Here is a 21,782-nt window from a genome sequence, read left to right as displayed (position 1 = left end):
GAGTCATTCTGAGGACTGCAAAAATCTAATCAAAGGAATATCTATGACAGCAACAACAGGTCTCTGGAAACAGCGTATCGGGTATGGTGTAGCCGATACTGCATGTAACCTGGTATGGCAGATGATCACGCTATACCTGATGTTTTTTTACACCGACGTAATGGGATTACCAGCAACATACGTTGGGATAATGTTCCTGGTTACTCGTTTAGTGGATGGCGTCGCTGACGTTCTGATGGGGATACTGATCGACAACACCAATACCAAATGGGGTAAATCACGTCCTTACTTCCTTTGGGGAGCCATACCATTCGGCATTTTTGCCGTATTAACTTTCTATGTTCCTGATTTCGGACCAACCGGTAAGTTGATCTGGGCATATACCACTTATCTGGGCCTTTCATTACTTTATACCGTGGTTAATATTCCACTCGCCTCTATCTTGCCTGCGTTAACCAGTGATGCGCATGAACGCACCGTACTGGCTACAACCCGCATGGTTTTCTCCTTCCTTGGTGCGACAGCGATCAGCGTTGTGGCTATGCCAATGATTGATAAGCTGGGTGGTGGTGACAAAGCACATGGCTATTTCTTGACCATGTCTATCTGGGCTGTAGTTGCTACATTACTGTTCCTGTTCACCTTCAAAAACGTAGAAGAAAAAGTGCTTGTCCAGCAGGAAAAAATTGGTTTCCTGACCGCATTTAAAGCGCTGCAAGGCAACACACCATGGTTTGTGTTTGCACTGAATATTGTTGTTATGTGGGGTGCGGTGTTCTTCCAGGGTGGCGCACTGATTTACTACGTAACCTATAACCTGGCCAGACCTGAACTCGTCAGTGTTATTGCCGGTATCGGTGCCTTTGTTCCGATGATTGGTACCTTGTCGACACCGTTCTTTTCCAAACGCATGAAGAAAATCAATGTATTCATGCTTGCAAGTACCATTGTTCTGGGCGGCACTGTCATGATGTTGCTGGTAGGAAACAGCACTGTCGGCCTGATTAGCGGAGCCATTATTCTGGGTCTGGGCATGGGACTGCGTACAAGTATCTACTTCTCTATGCAAGCTGATCCGATTGACTTTGGTGAATGGAAATCCGGTATCAATGCTGCTGGTCTGCTATCCGCAGTCAACGGCTTCATCGGCAAAATCGCCTTCGCCGGTGCTGGTGCCGCCGCAGGTTATCTGCTGTCAGCAGGTGGTTATGTGCCTGATCAGCAACAGACGCCTGAAGCGTTAGAAGCTATCAAAATGTGCTACTTCATCATTCCGATTGGCTTGATCATACTGTCCATGTTCATCATGAAAACCATGTACAAACTTGATTATATCTTCCCTCAAATTCGCGCTGAATTAGATCAACGCAACGCCGCGGCGGCTAAGAAAAGAGCAGCTGAGTCTGCTGCAACGCCAGCACCAGTATCTGAGTCTTTAGCCTGATAAAACGGGGAGGCCTGGCCTCCCCCTTTATTTTAAATTTGAATTGATATCGATAGGTTTTCACATGGAAATTCAAAAGAAAGAAAATCATTTTTATATGACCAATCATGCTTTTGTCATGAAGGCTGAAGGTCTGAAGAAAAAACTCATCGTAAAAAAAGAAGAACCGACAGGTTTAGTGACCGTTCAAACTGATCCGAATGCCGTGCATGGCTGGAAGTGCAAAAAAGTTGCTGATATCGACAGTCTGGATGATAAAGCCTATGGCAAAGGCGAATCGCTGATTGTGGATTTTGGTGATCATCAGGTGGGTTATCTGGTGATGAAGATTCGTCCGGTCGGCAGCCCGCCAGATGCGCCGCTGCATCTGCGTTTAACCTTCGGCGAAATGCCGATTGAGATGGGTGAAGATTTTGCCACCTATGACGGCTGGGTCAGCAGTTCCTGGTTGCAGCAGGAAACCATGCACATCGATGTGCTGCCGCATGTCTTACAGATGCCACGTCGTTACAGCTTCCGTTATCTGAAAATTGAAGTGTTAGATGCCTCGCCGAAATACGCCGTCGCGTTTGATGAAATTTACTGCGAAACCGTGACCTCTGCTGACACTAGAAAACTCAGCCCAATCACGACGGCTGATCCACTGCTGGCAGAAATGGATCGTATCAGCATCAAAACCTTGCAAGATTGTATGCAGGATATTTTTGAAGATGGCCCGAAACGCGATCGCCGTTTATGGTTAGGTGATCTGCGGCTGCAAGCCTTGGCGAACTATGAAACCTTCAAAAATTACGATCTGGTCAAACGCTGTTTATATCTGTTCGCCGCCGTGACAGATGAAAACGGGCAGGTCTCCTCCAACGTGTTTGTCGCACCCAATCTCATTCCTGACGACACCTATCTGTTCGATTACTCCTCGTTTTTTCCAGTCACTCTCTACGACTATTTTGTGGCCACGGAAGATCTGGAAACAGCCAAGGAATTATGGCCAACCGCCTATCGTCAGATCGAACTGGCGCTGGAACGGGTTAATGAAAATCATCTGGTGATGGATGACACCAGCGGGGCTTGGTGGGCCTTTATTGACTGGCATAAAGATCTGAATAAACAGGCCGCCGCGCATGCCATTCTGATTTATGCCATGAAACGGGCGTTGGGATTAGCCCGTGCGGTCGATGATGAAAAACGGGCCGCTTTCCTCGACAACAAAATCAAACAGATGAAAAAAGCCGCGGTGGAATATCTGTGGGACGAGAAACAGCAATTCTTTGTCAGTGGCGCGGAACGTCAGGTGTCATGGGCCAGTCAGGTCTGGATGGTCCTGGCTGAGGTGTTCGACATCGAAAAATCAAGCCAGCTCATCGATATGTTGTTAACCGAACGCCCCGCCATCGGCCCGGTGACGCCCTATATGTATCACCATTTAATCGACGCACTCATCATGGTGGACGAGCGTGATGTCGCACGACAAGTGATGAAAGAGTACTGGGGAGAAATGATCGAAGATGGCGCCGATACCTTCTGGGAAGCCTATGATCCGAAAAACAAAAATTTCTCACCGTATGGCAACAGTTTGATTAACAGCTACTGCCACGCGTGGAGCTGCACCCCGACTTACTTCATCCGCAAATACAAAATGTATTAATCCCCTCTGAGCCATTATTCACCGGAGTAATGGCTCTTTTTTGGCTATGGATTCAGGCTTAGACGTATGAAAACATTATTCCCTCATTTACAGCGATTTGGTAAATCGTTGGTCGTTCCTCTGTGCGCGATGCCATTTGCCGCGCTGCTGATGTTTATCAGCCATTTATCAGTAACGTGGTTTCCACTGCAGCAATTGGCGGTATTAACTCATTCCGCCGAACTCATTTTGTCGCTGATCCCATTGTTTGTATCCGTCGGCATTGCCATGGAATATACCCACAATGACCCGATCGGTATTATTTGCGGTATTTTCAGTTATTTTCTGTTCTCACAAACCACCGAGCTGTTTATTTCTCTCGGTTCGTTGAATGCAGCTACACCGCATCCTGGCATTCTTTGTGGCCTGTTCAGTGGTTTCATTACCGCGTGGATGTTTAACGCCTTTAAAGATTTTAGCCTGCCCGAATATCTCGGCTTTTTTGCCGGTAAACGCTTTGTGCCGGTAGCAACCGGGTTTGTCACTGTCGTGGCAGCACTGATGTTCAGCTTTGTCTGGCCAGCGTTACAACATCTGACCAAAGCCATTACTGAACAGCTGATTTACGATCATTCGGCTATCGCATTTGGTGTCTACGGACTGGTCGAACGGGCACTCATTCCCTTCGGCTTGCACCATATCTGGAACGCACCGTTCATGATGCAACTTGGCGAATTCACAACCGCCGATGGCATTACTGTACACGGTGAAATCGCCCGTTATATGGCTGGCGACCCAACCGCCGGGCATCTGGCCGGTGGTTATCTGTTCAAGATGTTCGGTTTACCGGGCGCTGCCATCGCGATCTGGCGAACGGCAGCACCGCAACAACGAAAACGCGTTGGCGCTGCGATGGGAATTGCCGCGGTAACTGCGTTTGTATCCGGCATTACTGAGCCTATCGAGTTTGCCTTTTTGTTTGCCGCGCCCATTCTCTATGCAGTGCACGCACTGCTGGCCGGAAGTGGTTATGTCGTGATGGAATTATTAGGTGTCCACCATTCGACCTCATTTTCGCAAGGCTTATTTGATTATCTGGTGCTGTTCCCGCAATCCACACGAGCCGGGCTGATTCCGGTAGTCGGTATTCTCTATAGCCTGATTTATTTCAGCGTATTCCGTGTGCTGATCGTCGCATTAGATCTGAAAACACCGGGCCGAAGTGAAACATCTGCGGCAACCAAACCGGAAATCAATGAAGACGAACTCGCACCACAGCTCATTAGTGCATTTGGCGGGCAAGACAATATTGTGCATCTGAATGCCTGTATTACCCGTTTACGAATTACTGTCAAAGATCCGCAGTTAGTCGATAAGGAAAGACTCAAGCAGCTTGGAGCAAACGGTGTGGTGATAGCCGGAGCCGGCGTGCAGGCTATTTTTGGTACCAAATCGGATCGGTTGAAAACCCAAATGGGGTTGTTGATGGCATAACCTTATTATTTGTCGCTCACCATTTTGATGAAACCAGATGGTATGTTGTTTTCCATCTGGTTTTTTATTAAGAAATGAAACAAGCCTGACTAGCGCCTCTTCTATACTTTCTATCAGAGTCACTTTGCTCTGAGAGAAAAATGACAACCAGAAAACTCTCTGCCGGACACTGTCGTCAATTAGGTGCAACACCTGAAGGCCATGGCACCAACTTCGCCATCTGGGGACGGCTGGCCAAGTCCATGGAGTTGTTACTGTTCAGCTCCGAAAAAGATGAACATCCTGAGGTGATCCTGCTGAAGGAACAGGAATATCACTCCGGCTATTACTGGCATGTCCATGTGAGTGGCGTAAATGCCGGCCAGTTATACGCATGGCGAGTAAAAGAGGCACTCTCAAACCGACCCGGTACTCATTTTGATCCGGAAAAAGCGCTGCTTGATCCTTACGGAAGGCGCATTGTTTTATCGGAAAATTATGATCGCCAGTTATCTGCTAAAAGCGGCAGCAATCTTCATTGTTGCGCGAAAAATGTGGTCACCGATCTGCGACACTATGACTGGGAAGACGACCATTATCCCCGGCACCCGCTTTCCCGCTCCGTGATTTATGAAATGCATGTGCGCGGATTCACTCAAGATCCGTCATCCGGTTTACCCGATTATTTGCGTGGCACCTATGCCGGCGTGATCGAAAAAATCCCTTATCTGCAGGAATTAGGTATTACCGCCGTTGAGTTATTGCCGATATTTCAGTTTGACCCGCAGGATGCCAGACCCGGCAAAAGTAACTATTGGGGATACAGCCCGATAGGCTTTTTTGCGCCCCATGCAGAATATGCGAGCGTCGGTTCTCATCTGGGGGTACTGGATGAATTCCGGGACATGGTCAAAGCACTGCACAAAGCGAATATCGAGGTCATTCTGGATGTCGTATACAACCATACGGCTGAAGGCGGAGATGATGGCCCGGTTTTATGTTTCCGCGGGTTAGACAACGACGCGTTTTATACGCTGGATGAAAATTATCACAGCACCAATTATTCAGGCTGCGGTAATACACTGGATGCCTCACATCCGATGACCAAAAAAATGATCACGGATAGCCTGCGTTTCTGGCGGGAAGAGATGCATGTCGATGGTTTCCGGTTTGATCTGGCCGCGATTTTATCCCGCGATGGTTATGGTCAGCCCATGAATGATCCGCCCACAATCCGCACGATTGATGGTGACTACTCGCTGGCTGATACCAAGTTGTTTGCCGAAGCGTGGGATGCCGGCGGGTTATATTTAGTCGGACGGATGGTGGGCGATCGCTGGCGCGAATGGAATGGCCGGTTCCGGGATGACGTACGCCGCTTCATCAAAGGCGACAACGGCATGGTTTCCGCCTTTGCTACCCGTCTGATTGGCAGCCCGGATATCTATCATCCTGAATATTCTGATCCGTATAAAAGTCTCAATTTCATCGCCTGTCATGATGGCTTCACGTTGTGGGATCTGGTCAGTTACAACCGGAAGCATAACGAGGCCAATGGCGAGGATAACCGTGATGGCAGCAATGATAATTACAGCTGGAACCACGGCGTGGAAGGGCCGACCGGCGATGCTAAAATCAATGCGCTGCGCTTACGTCAGGCTAAAAATTTCTTTGTGATCAATCTGATGTCTGTCGGAACCCCCATGATTCAGATGGGTGATGAAACATTGCGAACGCAAAGAGGGAATAACAATGTGTATTGTCAGGATAATCCAATCAGCTGGTTAAACTGGCAGCCGGAGTTGTATGGCCGGGAAATGCTGCGGTTTGTCACCGAGCTGTTGCGATATCGGGCGGTATTAAAAGAAGAACCCCGGTCATTTTTTTCTCTGGAACAAGCGCTTGAGAATGCGACGATAGATTGGCATGGCGTTCAACCCTTTCAGCCAGACTGGAGTGAAAATTCACATGTATTGGGTTTATCTGCTTATGATCCGACCCATGATGTCGATGTTTACGCTTTCTTTAACGCCTGGTGGGAACCACTTACGGTGACGTTACCTCCGCCCGCACATTCGCCCCACGGACACTGGAAACGGGTCTGCGATACCGGGCTATTACCTCCCGCGGACATAACCCCGTTAGGGTGTGACTATGCAGAAATCCTTTCATCTGAATATAAAACCGCATCGAGATCGGTTGTAGTACTGATCTGCCAGAACCATTCGCAATAAACCAATTCACAGTAAAACCACACAAACAAAAGCCATGAAAAATCATGGCTTTTGTGACAGATAAACAAGGTAAGAAAAACGATTACAGATTAAACGTCTCTTTCAGTTCCTGCATATCCTTGTCGCTCACCCCTTCCGGCTCAAAACCACTGGCCAGACACATCAGGTGTAATTTCGCACCTTTATTGGCTACATCGACAAAGTCATACGCTTCCAGTGCATCAGAACCGGTAGCGACTGCACCGTGTTTTTCCCAGATCGCGACATCAAACTGACGCAGTTTGGCGGTCGTGCTGTCAGCCATAACTTTGCTGCCTGGCATGCAATACGGCACCATACCGATACCTTTTGGTACAAACGCGCGCACTTCCGGCAGCATTTTCCAGCAAGCATTGGTGTAGGCGGTTTCATCATGGGCATATTTCGGATGATGAGACAGCGCAATCAGTTCCAGCGGATGAGTATGCACCACACAACGGTGGTTTGAACCCGCGCGTTGTTTATCCATCACGATCTCTACGTGAGAGATAAATTCGCTGGTCGGTTTGTAATCTGCTTTGCCACGACCGCCCCACAGAATGTGGTAACCGGCAGCATGATCATCGATACGTAAAACACAACCCGCCAGTTCCGGATCACGTAATTCACGGATACGTTCACCAGTGCCTTTAACAAAGAAAATATGGCCCGCGCTGTCTGCAGGGAAAGCGGCCTTGCCACCGACCATGCTTAATGGACAGTGAGGAAACCCTTCCATTGATGCAGGAACTTCACCAAATATTTCCGTTACATCAACCGAGATATTTCCGCCATTGCGCTCAGCCCATTCCCGTTGCCACAAATAGGTAGCAACTTCGGTTACTTTCTCTATTTCTGCCATAACGGCGGCATTCAGTTCTACCTTACTCATCTGCTACCTCAACATAGTGTCTGATTTATTTCCCGGAATTCACAAAACTACGTCCGTCAATTCCAGTTCCGGATATGAAATCAGTCTAGCGGTGCGGCAGATCATTCACCTTCAGCTATTGGCCAAAAATCGACAGCAGATGGCAGTATTTCCAAGGAAGGCATTCAGGAAGAAAACGGACGGAAATTAAATCGCAGAAAAGAAAAAACCGGCTTCAGAATGAAGCCGGAAAACCATCACCAACAAGGAAAACGAATGAGACGAAAAATTAATGTACCGCAGACGGATCGACTGCCCGGGTTGGCCTTGGTGCCAGCCAGATCACAAAGGCCGCCACCGCAAAAATAACGGCTATTACCATAAAGATCTGGTTGGTCGCGACCATAACGCTCTGCCCCTGCAGCATCCAATCCATAATGCCTCTGGTTTGTTCCTCACCCATTCCGGCATTCGCCATTGCCCCGGCTGCCGCACCGGATTGATCAGTCAGACCAACCAGCTCAGCTTTGACATACCTCGTCTGATTTTCCCACGAGGTATTCACCATCGAAGTTGCAAATGCACCGGACAGCGTACGGATGAAGTTCATCAGCCCGGCAGCAGAATCCATCTCCCGATCCGACACACATCCTAATGCGATGGCCGTTAGCGGCACAAAGAACAACGGCATCCCGATCCCCTGAAATAACATCGGCAGACTAACCTGCCAGAAGGTCATGTCCATGTTGGCGCTACTGCGATACAAGGTCCAGATACCCAGCCAGAGCACACCGATAAATACCAGCGGTCTTGGATCAACTTTGGTTGCCAGATTCGCAATCGCCGGAGCGAGGAAGATAGCCAGCACCCCCATCATTGCGGTGGAATAACCAGCAATCGTCGCGGTATATCCCATGTAGATTTGCAGCCAGAGCGGCGTCAGTACGGTAATACCGAAGAAGGCACCAAATCCCAGCGATAGCGTCAGCATACTGGTCGTGTACCCCCGGTGACGGAACACCTTCAGATCAACCACCGGATTACGCGCTGTCAGTTCCCATATGAGGAAAGCGACAAAACCTATCAGGGCCACAATACCTAAAATCACAATATGGTTTGACTCAAACCAGTCAAGATCTTTGCCTTCATCCAACATAAGCTGTAAAGCGGCAACCCAGACAACCAGCAACCCGAGTCCAACAACATCGATACGGGATTTGGCTGTTTTGGTTTCAAATTGCTGCAGTAACTTCCAGCACATTAAGCCCGCAATGATCGCAAATGGCGTTTTCACAAAGAAGATATACGGCCAGCTTAACTGGTCACATAATACGCCGCCAAGGATCGGCCCCATGATCGGTGCCACCAGCGTGGTCATGCTCCAGATACCGATAGCAGCATGGCTTTTCTCTTTCGGGAAAATACGGATCATCAGCGTCTGCGATAACGGCATCAACGGGCCACCGGCAAATCCCAGAAATACGCGGAACAACACCAGCATATTCATGCTTGTTGCCATACCACACAGTGCCGAAAAAACACCAAACAGGATCAGGCAGGTAATAAATACCCGTATCGCCCCAAACCGTGAGGCCAGCCAGCCCGTAAGCGGTACAGAAATCGCTTCCGCAACCGCATACGAGGTAATGACATACGTCCCCTGACTGGTCGAGGTACCCAGACTTCCGGCAATATTAGAAACCGATACGTTCGCAATGGTCGTATCAAGAATGGCCAGAAAGTTAGCCATTGCCAGACAAATTGTTCCCAGTACCAGTTTTCCGCCGGAAAGAGGCTGCGGAAAATTATTTAATGATGAACTACTCATCATTCACCGCCTAACCCTGACGATCAGCAGAATACGATGCATGTTCCGCAACCGCTTCATGAATCACCGGAGCCGAAGTATCAATCGTTGCTTCCATGGACAGACCAACCTGCAGAGGACGATGTTTCATCTCATTTGCATCCAGCGTAATACGCACCGGCAGACGCTGAACCACCTTGATCCAGTTACCGGTGGCATTCTGAGCCGGAATCATCGAAAACGCAGAGCCGGTACCGCCCGACAAACCGCTTACCACGCCGCGATAAACCACTTTGTCGCCATAAATATCGGCGGTAACTTCAACCGGCTGGCCGATTTTTACATCACGTAATTCGACTTCTTTGAAGTTGGCATCCACGTGAATATTCTGGGTCGGCACAACACTCAGCAACGGTGCGCCAATCTGTACACGACGACCAACCTGTACCTGACGTTTGGCAATAGTGCCATCCACCGGTGCTTTGATAACGGTACGTTCCAGATCGACTTTTGCCTGTTCATAACGCGCTTTTGCCAGTAACACTTCAGGGTTGGTTTCCACTGTAGAATCAACTGTTAATGCTGCATTCGCCTTCTTCGAGCCAATGGTAGACATACGGTTTGCCACGCTTTGTGCTGCGGCTGCTTTTGCCGAAGTCAGATTCGCTTCCGCCTGAGCCAGTGCATTTTTAGCATTAGTCAGCTCCTCACCGGAAACCGAACCAGAAGCCAGTAATGCCTGACGGCGTTGCATATCAACCTGCGCCCGCGCCAGATCGGCCTGTGCCGCAGCCAGCTGTGCCTGAGCCCGTTTTTCATCCGCTTCACGCGCCTTCACCTGCGCGGCCAGACCTTCATCATTGGCCAGATAGCTGTGCACACGACGTCGCGCCAGCCCCAGATCCGCTTCAGCCTGCGCCAGTGCCAGACGGGCATCGGTATCGTCCAGTACAACCAGCACATCCCCCATCCTGACCTGCTGGGTGTCTACTACATTCACTGCTTTAACAATACCGCCAACCGCCGGAGTGACTTCAGCCAGTTCGACTGCGGTATAAGCGTTATCGGTAGTGACATAGCGTGATGCGACAAGATACCAGTAAGAACCATAACCAACGCCCGCTATGACTATGGCAGCCGCCAGGCCCATAAAGCCTTTCTTGCGGGAAGCTGCTGCCCGGGGCGCATCAAATTCATCATCAAACTGGTCAATGGTTATATCTGAATTCATCTGAGTCATTTTTCTAATCCTGTATTGAAATCAAGAACGGGGAGCCTGATAACCACCGCCAAGAGCGTGGACCAGAGCAACATCAAGTGAGAATGAACGGGACTGCAAATTCACCAGCGCACGCTGACTGCCCAGCAACGCATCTTCGGCAGTGAGCACATCCAGATAGGTTGCTAAGCCACCGCGATAACGGTTGTTCGCGATCTGATACGCATCCTGTGCGGCATCGACCGCTTCCTGTGTTTTCTGCAAACGCGCGGTCAAGGCTTTAGAGCTGGTGACCACATCCGCAACATCATGGAAAGCCTGTGTCACCGTGTTGTTGTAATTCGCTACCGCTTCTTCATAAGAGGCTTCAGCGGTTGTCAGCTGACCTTGCAGACGACCACCGGTAAAGAGTGGTAAATAGAGTGCTGGGCCGATACTACCGGCGTCGTTACCTGATCTGGTTAAGTTATCCAGACCAAAAGCCTGATAACCAATAAAAGCGGAAAGACTGACATCAGGATAAAACTGCGCTTTGGCGATCCCGATCCGTTTTGCTGCAGACTCAGCGCGCCAGCGTGATGCCGTCACATCCGGACGATGCCCCAGCAAACCAACACCGGCTTCTTTAGGTAAACCAAACGACTGCTGAAGTTTCACCCCTGGCCGTGCAATCGACAGACCGCGATCCGGCCCCTTCCCCAGCAAAGCCGCCAGCGCATTTTTTTGTAACGCGATGGATTCATCAATACTCAGCAATTCAGCTTCCGCATTGGCACGTAACGCTTCTGCCTGACGAACCGCACCCTGCGTTTCCAGCCCATTGCTGAAACGCTGTTGCAGCAGCGAAACGGTTTTCTTACGAATATCTAAGGCAGTGACCGCGGTATCACGGTTGGCATATAAGCGCGCCAGTTCGGCATAGCTCTGAACCAGCGAAGTGGAGATCATTAAATTTGCAGTGGCACTTTCAGCCTGTGCCGCAGCGAAGTCAGACGTTGCCGCCGCGACTGCTGCTTTGTTTTTACCCCAGAAATCGAAGTCATAACTGAAGTTCAGCGTGGCAGAACCGTAATCGTTCCAGTTCTTAGGTGGCGCATAGGCCTGATACTGATAACTGACCTTAGATTCAGAGGCCGACAGTGCCATGCCTGCCTGAATGTAACGACTCGCGCCCGCTTGTTGTGCCAGACCTTCTGCACTTTTCAATCTGGCCGCCGCCGCTTTTAAGGAAGGTGAATCATGAATCGCCTCATCAACCAACGCATTTAACTGAGCATCGTTGTATCGCAGCCACCACTTGTTTTCCGGCCAGCTGACTTTATTGCCCACGTCAAATGAATTGGCGGATGCATAAGCAGCAGCCTGCTTAGGTGCTGCTAAATTCTGATCCGGAGCCTGAGCACAAGCACTCAACACCAGAACACTGATGGGTAGCAAAGAAAACTGACGCCAACTTTCCACACTGAGTAATCGTGAAGCGTGTTGTATTTTCACTCTCAAACCTCATAACTATACCGTACAGTACGGTTATACTCTTGACAGACGTCTTTCGTCAAGTAAAACTGAATGGGAAATTCATTAGTGGTAAATGTGTATGCGGGTAAAAAGTGAAGCTCGGCGTCAGGCAATTATTGAGGTTGCGAAAGATGCTTTTATCAGACAAGGATTTGAAAACACGTCCATGTCAGAGATAGCCAGCCGGGTTGGCGGGTCAAAGGCAACGCTATATAACTATTTCAGTTCCAAAGAAGAGATCTTTGCTGCTGTGATGGAGTCTTCTGCCACAGAGAAAATTGCAAATGCCTTCAAAATCCTGGAAGACTCCGACGACATCCGCACCACATTGACTAATTTTGGTATGCATTACCTGCATTCTATTCTCGCGCCAGATATCATGGCCATCCGTAAAATGGCCCTTAATGAAGCTGATCGCTCTGATATTGGCCGTCACTTTTATGAAAATGGCCCCAAAAAAGGCTGGGAGTTGATAAGTAATTATCTCCAGAAACAAATCGATCAGCACAACCTGAGCACCTGCGATGCCGGGATCTGCGCCATGCATCTGAAAGCGTTACTGGAAGCAGAATTGGTTGAACCGTATGCCTTAGGCGTCATCGCTCCACCCGATGAAAGCCAGCTAATCGCCATTGTGTCACGGGCAATAACTGTCTTTTTACGGGCTTATCAGCCGTAGCCATGTTTACCTCATAATCAACTATATTAAATTAGTGACAGTCGATATTATCGGCATGCAGCTCTTTGAGTTCAGATGGAATAATAACGCGCAGGATAGCTAACAATTCTGATGATTGGAGATAAGTAGATGCGATACTCCCTGAATAGAAAAACGATCCTCTCTATGCTTGTCGCCGGGATCTTCGTTGCTAATCCGGCCTTTGCTGAAAAGCCGGAATGGAAAGATAACGGCAATGGTCAAGGTAGCGGTAAGCCACAAAAAACGCAGGAAGTGAACAGAAAGCAATCACAGGAAGTGAACAAAAAACAATCGCCTGCCAAAGAAACACACAGGGTACAAACCCAAAATGTTCAGACTAAGCATGTGCAAACGTCACAGACTTATGATCCCCGTATCAGTATCTATTTTGGAGACCATCACCGCGATGTGATCCGGCAATATTATAGTGACAGCTACCACTCCGGACACTGCCCGCCCGGTTTAGCCAAAAAGAACAATGGCTGTCAGCCTCCCGGACAAGCGAAAAAATGGCGTTACGGCCATCCGCTGCCAAGTGACGTGATCTATTATGATTTGCCACCGCAGGTTGTTATCAGCCTGGGTATCCCGCCGGAAGGTCAGAAATACGTCCGGGTCGCCAGTGACATACTGCTGATTGCCGTCGGAACAGGACTGGTACTTGATGCAATTCAGGATCTGAATAATCTGTAAGTAAACCGGATAAACGATAAAGCCTGCATGCGCAGGCTTTATTATTTGTTCGTCTTAATGGTTAATGTCGCCCCTGCCGACGCAACCACAACCGCACCCAATGCACCCCATTCTAACAACGTCAGCCGCTCACCAAGAATGATCATGCCAGAGAGTGCGCCGACGGCAGGTTCCAGACTCATCAACGTGCCAAATGTACGTGCGGGAATCCTGGTCAGCGCCATCATTTCGAGTGAAAACGGTAACGCGGTCGATAAGATGCCAACCCCCAGCGCCAGTGGTAATACATCCGGCGACAGCAACGCCATTCCATTCTGCCAAACACCGATCGGCGCAAAACAGACAGTGGCAATACCAACACCCAGTGCCACCGTGGTTGGCCCGTTTTTCATCCCTGATTTTTTACCAAAGATGATATACAGCGCCCAGCAACCGCCTGCAGCCAGCGCGTATAACGCACCGGGAATATCAATATCCGACATCGAATGACCGATCGGCAGCAGCAGAGCCAGACCCGACATGGCTAAAACTATCCATAGAAAATCGACAGCCCGCCGGGATGAAAAGATCGCAACCGCCAGGGGGCCAGTGAATTCAAATGCGACTGCCACGCCAAGTGGCAATGTCCGGATAGACTGATAGAACAGATAGTTCATGCCGCCCAGCACAACGCCATAAATCAGCAGAGGCCCGATATTGCCCGGAACAAGCCGCGTACGCCAGGGTTTATAAAACAGTGCAAGAGCGATCGCCCCAATCATTAAGCGTAACGATGTTGCGCCTTCCGCACCGACCAGCGGAAACAGCATTTTTGCCATCGATGCCCCGCTTTGCACCGAAATCATTGCAATGATGATCAAAAAGACAGGCAGCAGAACTGATGAACGATCAGACGAGGAAGACATCAAAAAACCTTAAAAAAAAAGCCCGCATAGTGCGGGCCTCTATTATTAAGCAGTTACAGCAGAATTACATGCTTTCTTTAACGCGTTTATGCAGCTCTTGTACTGAACTTACGTTGGCGGTTTCATCAATCGCCATACCCAGACAAGAAGCAAAACCGGCGTTCAGTGTCGTAGTGTAAGACACTTTGTGCTGCAGTGCGCCGCGACGCAGTTGTTTAGAGTCAGCAATCGCCACACGACCTTCAACAGTGTTCACGATAAAGGTGTATTCGCCATTCTTGATACGATCCAGAATGTGCGGACGGCCTTCAGACACTTTGTTTACCTTACGGTTAACAATGCCTGCTGCGGTCAGCGCATCAGAAGTACCTGATGTCGCATCCAGCTCAAAACCAGCCTTGATCAGTGCAGCCGCCAGTTCCACAGCGCGTTGCTTGTCGCCGCCACGGACAGACAGCAGTGCACGACCTGATTTCGGCAAGCCTTTACCAGTACCCAGCTGTGCTTTGGCATACGCTTCAGCGAAAGTATCACCCACACCCATTACTTCACCGGTAGAGCGCATTTCAGGGCCAAGCAGCGGGTCAACACCCGGGAACTTGTTGAATGGCAGCACTACTTCTTTTACAGAGAAGTAAGGTGGAATGATTTCTTTAGTGAAACCTTGCTGAGCCAGAGACTGACCCGCCATGACACGGGCAGCAATCTTCGCCAGTGGCGCACCGGTCGCTTTCGATACGAACGGTACAGTACGTGCAGCACGCGGATTTACCTCAATCAGGTAAATAACATCGTCTTTAACTGCGAACTGTACGTTCATCAGACCAACGACTTTCAGTTCCATGGCCAGCTTGCGAACCTGTTCGCGGATCTCAGCCAGAACATCGGCTTTCAGCGAGTAAGGTGGCAATGAACAGCCTGAGTCACCGGAGTGGATACCACATTGTTCAATGTGTTCCATCACACCACCGATCACGACAACTTCGCCGTCGCAGATTGCATCTACGTCCAGTTCAATTGCGTTATCCAGGAAGTGATCCAGCAATACCGGCGATTCGTTAGAAACGCTGACTGCTTCGTTGAAATAACGACGCAGGTCGATTTCGTCAGAAACGATTTCCATTGCGCGGCCACCCAGTACATAGGACGGACGAACTACCAGCGGATAACCGATTTCTTTCGCTTTCTCAACCGCTTGTTCCATCGCAGTCACAGTGGTGTTCTGTGGCTGTTTCAGGCCCAGACGTTCAACCGCCTGCTGGAAACGCTCACGGTCTTCGGCACGGTCAATCGCATCCGGGCTGGTACCAATGATTGGTACGCCGGCAGCTTCCAGTGCACGGGACAATTTCAGCGGAGTCTGACCACCGTACTGCACGATCACGCCTTTTGGCTTCTCAATGCGTACGATTTCCAGCACGTCTTCCAGTGTCACTGGTTCGAAATACAGACGATCGGAAGTGTCATAGTCGGTAGAAACAGTTTCAGGGTTACAGTTAACCATGATGGTTTCATAACCGTCTTCGCGCAGCGCCAGTGCCGCATGAACACAGCAATAATCGAATTCGATACCCTGACCGATACGGTTCGGACCACCACCCAGAACAATGATTTTGTCTTTGTTGGTTGGTGCTGCTTCACACTCTTCCTCATAGGTAGAGTACATGTAGGCAGTGTTGGTCGAGAATTCCGCGGCACAGGTATCCACACGTTTGTAAACCGGCAGCACTTTGTGCTGATAACGCAGTTCACGAACCTGAGCTTCTTTCACGTTCAGCAGTTTTGCCAGACGTGCATCAGCGAAACCTTTACGTTTCAGCTTACGCATGAAGTCTGCATCAATACCAGTCAGACCGGTAGCGGCAACCTGAGCTTCCAGATTCAGCAGTTCTTCAATCTGGATCAGGAACCATGGATCAATCTTGGTATCGTTGAAAATCTCTTCCAGTGACATACCGGCACGGAATGCGTCAGCCACATACCACAGACGATCCGCACCCGGATTCTGCAGTTCATGACGGATAGTTGCTTTCACATCATCCGCATCAGCGTCGATCACCGGGTCAAAACCTGTTCTGCCGATTTCCAGACCACGCATTGCTTTCTGCAGCGATTCCTGGAAGGTACGGCCAATCGCCATTACTTCACCCACAGATTTCATCTGGGTAGTCAGACGGTCGTTAGCACCGGCAAACTTCTCGAAGTTGAAGCGTGGAACTTTGGTTACTACGTAGTCGATAGATGGTTCGAAAGACGCTGGAGTTTTACCACCAGTGATGTCGTTCATCAGCTCATCCAGGGTGTAACCAATCGCCAGCTTGGCAGCAATTTTTGCAATCGGGAAACCGGTCGCTTTAGATGCCAGTGCTGATGAACGGGATACACGCGGGTTCATCTCGATGATTACCATGCGGCCATCATCCGGGTTGATACCGAACTGTACGTTTGAACCACCGGTTTCAACACCGATCTCACGCAGTACCGCCATCGAGGCGTTACGCATCAGCTGATATTCTTTATCAGTCAGTGTCTGAGCTGGTGCAACAGTGATTGAGTCACCGGTGTGCACACCCATCGGGTCAAAGTTTTCGATGGAACAAACGATGATGCAGTTATCGTTACGATCACGCACCACTTCCATCTCGTACTCTTTCCAACCGATCAGAGATTCGTCGATCAGCAGTTCTTTGGTCGGAGACAGATCCAGACCACGCTCACAGATCTCAACGAACTCTTCCGGGTTGTAGGCGATACCGCCGCCTGAACCACCCATGGTGAAAGATGGACGGATAATACATGGGAAACCAACGGTCTTCTGAACGTCCCACGCTTCGTCCATGTTGTGCGCGATACCGGCACGAGGACATTCCAGACCGATAGAACGCATCGCCAGATCGAAACGGCGACGGTCTTCTGCTTTATCAATTGCGTCAGCAGTCGCACCGATCATTTCTACGCCGAACTCGGCCAGTACGCCGTGACGTTCCAGATCCAGTGCACAGTTCAGTGCAGTCTGACCACCCATGGTAGGCAGAACAGCATCCGGACGCTCTTTTTCAATAATTTTACGCACTACTTCCCAGGTGATTGGCTCGATATAAGTGGCATCGGCCATTTCAGGATCAGTCATGATCGTGGCAGGGTTAGAGTTCACCAGAATGACGCGGAAACCCTCTTCACGCAGTGCTTTACAAGCTTGTGCACCGGAATAGTCGAATTCACAAGCCTGACCGATCACAATTGGGCCTGCACCCAGGATCAGAATACTTTTTAAGTCGGTACGTTTTGGCATGTCGCTTACCTATTCCTGTTATGCGCGGTATTGTTTGATCAAGTCGATGAAATGGTCGAACAGCGGAGCTGCATCGTGCGGACCAGGGCTCGCTTCAGGGTGACCCTGGAAGCTGAATGCCGGTTTGTCCGTGCGATGGATACCCTGCAGAGAACCGTCGAACAGTGATTTATGCGTCACACGCAGGTTAGCTGGCATGTCGGTATCATCTGCTGCAAAACCGTGGTTCTGGCTGGTGATCATCACGACATTACGATCCAGATCTTTAACCGGATGGTTGGCACCATGGTGGCCGAATTTCATTTTCATGGTTTTCGCACCGGAAGCCAGAGCCAGCAACTGGTGACCTAAACAGATACCAAATACCGGCAAATCAGTTTCCAGGAAGGATTTGATTGCGCTGATTGCGTAATCACATGGTTCAGGGTCACCAGGGCCGTTTGACAGGAATACACCGTCCGGATTCATCGCCAGCACGGTTTCAGCCGGAGTCTGTGCCGGAACGACTGTCACGCGGCAACCACGATCCACCAGCATACGCAGAATATTACGTTTCACACCGAAATCGTAAGCAACGACATGGAATGGATATTCAGCTGGCTTGGTATGACCCTGACCCAGCTTCCATGAACCTTCGGTCCATTCGTATGCTTCAGTACAGCTAACCACTTTCGCCAGATCCATGCCTTTCAGGCCAGGGAAGGCTTTGGTTGCTGCCAGTGCTTTCGCTTCGTCCAGATCACCACCAGCGATGATACAGCCAGCCTGTGCGCCTTTTTCACGCAGGATACGCGTCAGTTTACGAGTATCAATTTCGGCTATACCAACAACATTATGCTTTTTCAGATAGTCAGACAGAGTAGCCTGATTACGGAAGTTAGAAGCAACTAATGGCAGATCACGAATGATGAGGCCTTGAGCATGAATATTGGGGGATTCTTCGTCTTCAGAATTGGTACCAGTGTTACCAATGTGGGGATAAGTCAGTGTTACTATTTGGCGGCAATAAGAAGGATCGGTCAGAATTTCCTGGTATCCCGTCATTGAAGTATTAAAAACAACTTCCCCGACTGAACAGCCTTCAGCACCAATCGACACACCCTTAAACACCGTCCCATCTTCCAACACTAACAGGGCAGAATGAGTCAAGACGACCTCCAAGTCATTAAATTTATGCTTGTACCCCGATCAGTATATTTCCTGCACACTGAAGGGGTGATTTTATTCCCTGTGGTTCGTTGTCTGGCTAAAAACGCCGTTTTACAAACTAACCTCAGGCAAATTGACGGCATTCTACCTGAAATAAATTGAGAAGCCAACATCAGGAAAAAACAGAATGAAAAATAATGCATACGATAAGCATAAAATATCACTAAAAATGAAAACAGCGACATTTATGAAAAAATGAGGTCATAAAATAAGAGTCTTAGCGAAAAAATAGAGCTAAACGCCAATAAAAAGAAAAAATACAACAAAAGCCCAGCAATTAAAGGACTTGATAAAAACAAACCTTACAAAGTAAATGGCAAAATAAAACCGCCGGCGGCGGTTTTATTTGAGGTTTAATACATCCTGCATATCGAAAAGACCACAAGGTTGATCTTTTAACCAGTTTGCAGCACGAACAGCTCCATTTGCAAACGTCAGACGACTGGATGCCTTGTGCGTAATCTCAACACGCTCGCCGATATCAGCAAACATCACGGTATGTTCACCCACCAGATCACCGGCACGGATAGTCGCAAAACCGATAGTATTGCGATCGCGTTCACCAGTGATGCCTTCACGGCCATAGACTGCACACTGTTTCAGATCACGGCCCAGCGTTTTGGCTACCACTTCACCCATACTGAGTGCGGTGCCTGATGGCGCGTCTACTTTATGACGGTGATGACCTTCGATGATTTCGATGTCAGTGTAATCACCCATTACTTTCGCCGCCTGTTCCAGCAGCTTGAATACCAGGTTCACGCCAACACTGAAGTTAGAGGCAAACACGATACCGATTTTCTTTGCAGCTTCATTAATTGCTGCTTTACCAGCATCATCAAAGCCTGTCGTACCGATAACAATGCGTTTGTTGTTAGCAACGGCAAACGCCAGATTTTTCAGCGTCACTTCCGGGCGGGTGAAGTCGATGATGACATCAAACTGATCTTTTACCTTTTCCAGATCGTCGGCGATCAAAACATTCATGGCGCCCAGACCATTCAGATCACCCACATCCAGACCAATAACGGTTGAACCCGGACGCTCTAATGCCGTTCCCAGCGTTACCTGTTCATTGGCACGAATTGCTTCCAGCAAGGCCTTGCCCATACGGCCCTGACAGCCCATCAATGCAATACGAATCGGAGCGGTCATCTTGTTCCTCATTCTATTTCTGACCTGCTGTTATTTATCAGCAGATATGGTTTTTCAGATACAAAAAAGGCCAGATGACTGGCCTTTTTCCGGCTTACGCCAATACGTTCAGTAATTCTACTTCAAAAACCAGCGTTGAGAACGGTGGAATTGAACCAGCACCACGTTCGCCATAGGCCAGATCGTGCGGAATGAACAGTTTCCATTTCGCGCCTTCTGACATCATAGGCAGAGCTTCAACCCAACCAGCGATCACGCCGCCAACCGGGAATTCAGCAGGCTGACCACGCTGAACAGAGCTGTCGAACACTTTACCGTCGGTGAAAGTACCGTGGTAATGCACACGCACTTTGTCAGCAGGTGAAGGCTGTTTGCCTGAACCAGCAACCAGTACTTCGTATTGCAGACCTGATGCAGTTACTTTAACTTCAGGGCGTTTTGCATTTTCAGCCAGGAAAGCAACACCACCCGCTTTCATGGTTTCAGCGCGTGCAGCTTCTTCAGTAGCCATTCTTTCGTTCAGAATGCGGAATGCTTCACCGATCTGCTCATGATCCACAGCAAAAGGTGCATTGTTGATTGCATCTTCAATACCTTGCTGCACAGCAGACAGATCGAAGCCATCAAAAGACTGCTCAGTTAATTGCTGACCGATCTGACGGCCAATACCGTAACAGGCTTGCTGTTCGGTTGTTTGAAACTTAGACATAAACACTCCGCGATTATCACAAAGCCCGCATGTTAACAGACCCGTTACTTTTACTGAACCCTATCCGGCACATTGCGGATGAACTCCGGCCGCTTTTGCCTGCTCATATACCGGCTGAACCTGAGGGAGTATTGCATTCAGCTGCTTGATACGGGTCTGGTCTGACGGATGCGTTGATAATATCTCGAGAGACTGCTTACCCTTGCCGTTCGCTGCCATGCTGTACCAGAGATTAACCGACTCCTGCGGATTAAATCCGGCCATTGCCATCAGTTGCATACCCAGCACATCCGCCTCGGTTTCATGTGCCCGGCTGTATGGCATTAATACCCCATACTGAACTCCCAGACCTAATGCCGCCATCGCCGGCGCTCTGGTCGTCGTGTTTTGCAGAACCTGATCGGCGGCAGCCATCCCGATATTAGCGACCTGACTTTGTGACAGTCGTTCGTTGGAGTGCTGCGCCAGCACATGTGATACTTCATGGCTGATAACCGCGGCCAGCTGATCCTGATTTTTTGCCACTTTCAGCAAGCCGGTATAAACACCGATGCGCCCGCCAGGTAATGCAAATGCGTTCACATCGTCAGAATCAAATACGACGACTTCCCACTGCCCCGGATTATTGGCTGCATACTGTGCCGGAATGACCCGGGTGACCGCCTGAGCGACACATTGCACATATTGATTTAGTCGCGGATCAGTCGAGACTTTTTCTTTTTGTTTTATTTGCTGAAAGGAAGAGAGCCCCATTTGCGAAATATCATTATTTCCCATTAACAACAATTGTTTACGCCCGGTTGGAGAAACAGCACAGGCAGTCAGTAAACAAAGTGCAACAGCAGAAACCCATCGTTTTTTCATATAAGCCCCGAACTCACACAGGATTGGTAAAATCGTGTAAATCTTAGAGC

16 protein-coding genes are annotated in these 21,782 nt (G+C 49.3%); 6 read left to right on the top strand and 10 right to left on the bottom strand.

All coding sequences use genetic code 11. The annotated features are described in order from the left end of the window. Nucleotides 1-43 precede the first annotated feature (43 nt). The 4 genes from TOLA_RS05340 to glgX all read left to right on the top strand — a co-directional run bounded on the left by TOLA_RS05340 (nt 44) and on the right by glgX (nt 6,775). Nucleotides 44-1,444 (top strand): glycoside-pentoside-hexuronide (GPH):cation symporter, encoded by a 1,401-nt coding sequence (locus tag TOLA_RS05340; RefSeq protein WP_012729264.1) that lies wholly within the window; start codon nt 44-46, stop codon nt 1,442-1,444. Between the two features lie 64 nt (nt 1,445-1,508). Continuing rightward, on the top strand, nt 1,509-3,089 hold the full coding sequence (locus tag TOLA_RS05335; protein ID WP_012729263.1) for an alpha-L-rhamnosidase-related protein: 1,581 nt from the start codon (nt 1,509-1,511) through the stop codon (nt 3,087-3,089). A 66-nt stretch (nt 3,090-3,155) separates the two neighbouring features. Beyond that, nucleotides 3,156-4,562 carry a PTS transporter subunit EIIC gene (locus TOLA_RS05330; protein WP_012729262.1) on the top strand — a complete coding sequence of 469 codons (1,407 nt, stop codon included), beginning with the start codon at nt 3,156-3,158 and terminating at the stop codon, nt 4,560-4,562. A gap of 140 nt (nt 4,563-4,702) precedes the next feature. Beyond that, nucleotides 4,703-6,775 carry a glycogen debranching protein GlgX gene (gene glgX, locus TOLA_RS05325; protein WP_012729261.1) on the top strand — a complete coding sequence of 691 codons (2,073 nt, stop codon included), beginning with the start codon at nt 4,703-4,705 and terminating at the stop codon, nt 6,773-6,775. 82 nt (nt 6,776-6,857) lie between these two features. On the opposite strand, the gene rhaD is transcribed toward glgX, so the two are convergent. From rhaD to TOLA_RS05305, 4 genes are all read right to left on the bottom strand, one after another. Beyond that, on the bottom strand, nt 6,858-7,685 hold the full coding sequence (gene rhaD, locus TOLA_RS05320) for a rhamnulose-1-phosphate aldolase (protein ID WP_012729260.1): 828 nt from the start codon (nt 7,683-7,685) through the stop codon (nt 6,858-6,860). A 268-nt stretch (nt 7,686-7,953) separates the two neighbouring features. Further along, complete coding sequence (locus TOLA_RS05315) at nt 7,954-9,492, bottom strand: DHA2 family efflux MFS transporter permease subunit (protein WP_012729259.1); 1,539 nt, start codon at nt 9,490-9,492, stop codon at nt 7,954-7,956. A gap of 10 nt (nt 9,493-9,502) precedes the next feature. Next, nucleotides 9,503-10,711: an HlyD family secretion protein gene (locus tag TOLA_RS05310; protein WP_012729258.1), complete on the bottom strand. Its 1,209-nt coding sequence runs from the start codon at nt 10,709-10,711 to the stop codon at nt 9,503-9,505. A gap of 21 nt (nt 10,712-10,732) precedes the next feature. Then, nucleotides 10,733-12,184: an efflux transporter outer membrane subunit gene (locus tag TOLA_RS05305; protein ID WP_012729257.1), complete on the bottom strand. Its 1,452-nt coding sequence runs from the start codon at nt 12,182-12,184 to the stop codon at nt 10,733-10,735. Between the two features lie 100 nt (nt 12,185-12,284). On the opposite strand from TOLA_RS05305, the gene TOLA_RS05300 reads away from it, so the two are divergent. Continuing rightward, nucleotides 12,285-12,884 carry a TetR/AcrR family transcriptional regulator gene (locus tag TOLA_RS05300; protein ID WP_012729256.1) on the top strand — a complete coding sequence of 200 codons (600 nt, stop codon included), beginning with the start codon at nt 12,285-12,287 and terminating at the stop codon, nt 12,882-12,884. 129 nt (nt 12,885-13,013) lie between these two features. After that, nucleotides 13,014-13,598 (top strand): hypothetical protein, encoded by a 585-nt coding sequence (locus TOLA_RS05295; protein ID WP_012729255.1) that lies wholly within the window; start codon nt 13,014-13,016, stop codon nt 13,596-13,598. A 41-nt stretch (nt 13,599-13,639) separates the two neighbouring features. Here TOLA_RS05295 and rhtA read toward each other — a convergent pair whose 3' ends face one another. The 6 genes from rhtA to TOLA_RS05265 all read right to left on the bottom strand — a co-directional run bounded on the left by rhtA (nt 13,640) and on the right by TOLA_RS05265 (nt 21,732). Further along, the gene (rhtA, locus tag TOLA_RS05290; protein WP_012729254.1) at nt 13,640-14,503 is read right to left on the bottom strand and encodes a threonine/homoserine exporter RhtA; all 864 of its coding nucleotides are present in this window, start codon (nt 14,501-14,503) and stop codon (nt 13,640-13,642) included. Nucleotides 14,504-14,567: 64 nt separating this feature from the next. Further along, on the bottom strand, nt 14,568-17,795 hold the full coding sequence (carB, locus tag TOLA_RS05285) for a carbamoyl-phosphate synthase large subunit (protein WP_012729253.1): 3,228 nt from the start codon (nt 17,793-17,795) through the stop codon (nt 14,568-14,570). Between the two features lie 18 nt (nt 17,796-17,813). Continuing rightward, nucleotides 17,814-18,944, bottom strand: a complete 1,131-nt coding sequence (carA, locus tag TOLA_RS05280) for a glutamine-hydrolyzing carbamoyl-phosphate synthase small subunit (RefSeq protein ID WP_012729252.1) — start codon at nt 18,942-18,944, stop codon at nt 17,814-17,816. A 402-nt stretch (nt 18,945-19,346) separates the two neighbouring features. Further along, on the bottom strand, nt 19,347-20,159 hold the full coding sequence (dapB, locus tag TOLA_RS05275; RefSeq protein WP_012729251.1) for a 4-hydroxy-tetrahydrodipicolinate reductase: 813 nt from the start codon (nt 20,157-20,159) through the stop codon (nt 19,347-19,349). A gap of 94 nt (nt 20,160-20,253) precedes the next feature. After that, on the bottom strand, nt 20,254-20,868 hold the full coding sequence (gene bamJ / locus TOLA_RS05270; protein ID WP_012729250.1) for a BamJ family beta-barrel-assembly machinery protein: 615 nt from the start codon (nt 20,866-20,868) through the stop codon (nt 20,254-20,256). A 60-nt stretch (nt 20,869-20,928) separates the two neighbouring features. Then, nucleotides 20,929-21,732, bottom strand: a complete 804-nt coding sequence (locus TOLA_RS05265; RefSeq protein ID WP_012729249.1) for a M48 family metallopeptidase — start codon at nt 21,730-21,732, stop codon at nt 20,929-20,931. Between the last annotated feature and the right edge of the window lie 50 nt (nt 21,733-21,782).

This window comes from Tolumonas auensis DSM 9187 (assembly GCF_000023065.1).
In the GTDB taxonomy this organism is placed as follows: domain Bacteria; phylum Pseudomonadota; class Gammaproteobacteria; order Enterobacterales; family Aeromonadaceae; genus Tolumonas; species Tolumonas auensis.
Note: the sequence above shows the minus strand (reverse complement) of the source record. Positions and strands in the feature narration are given on the sequence as shown.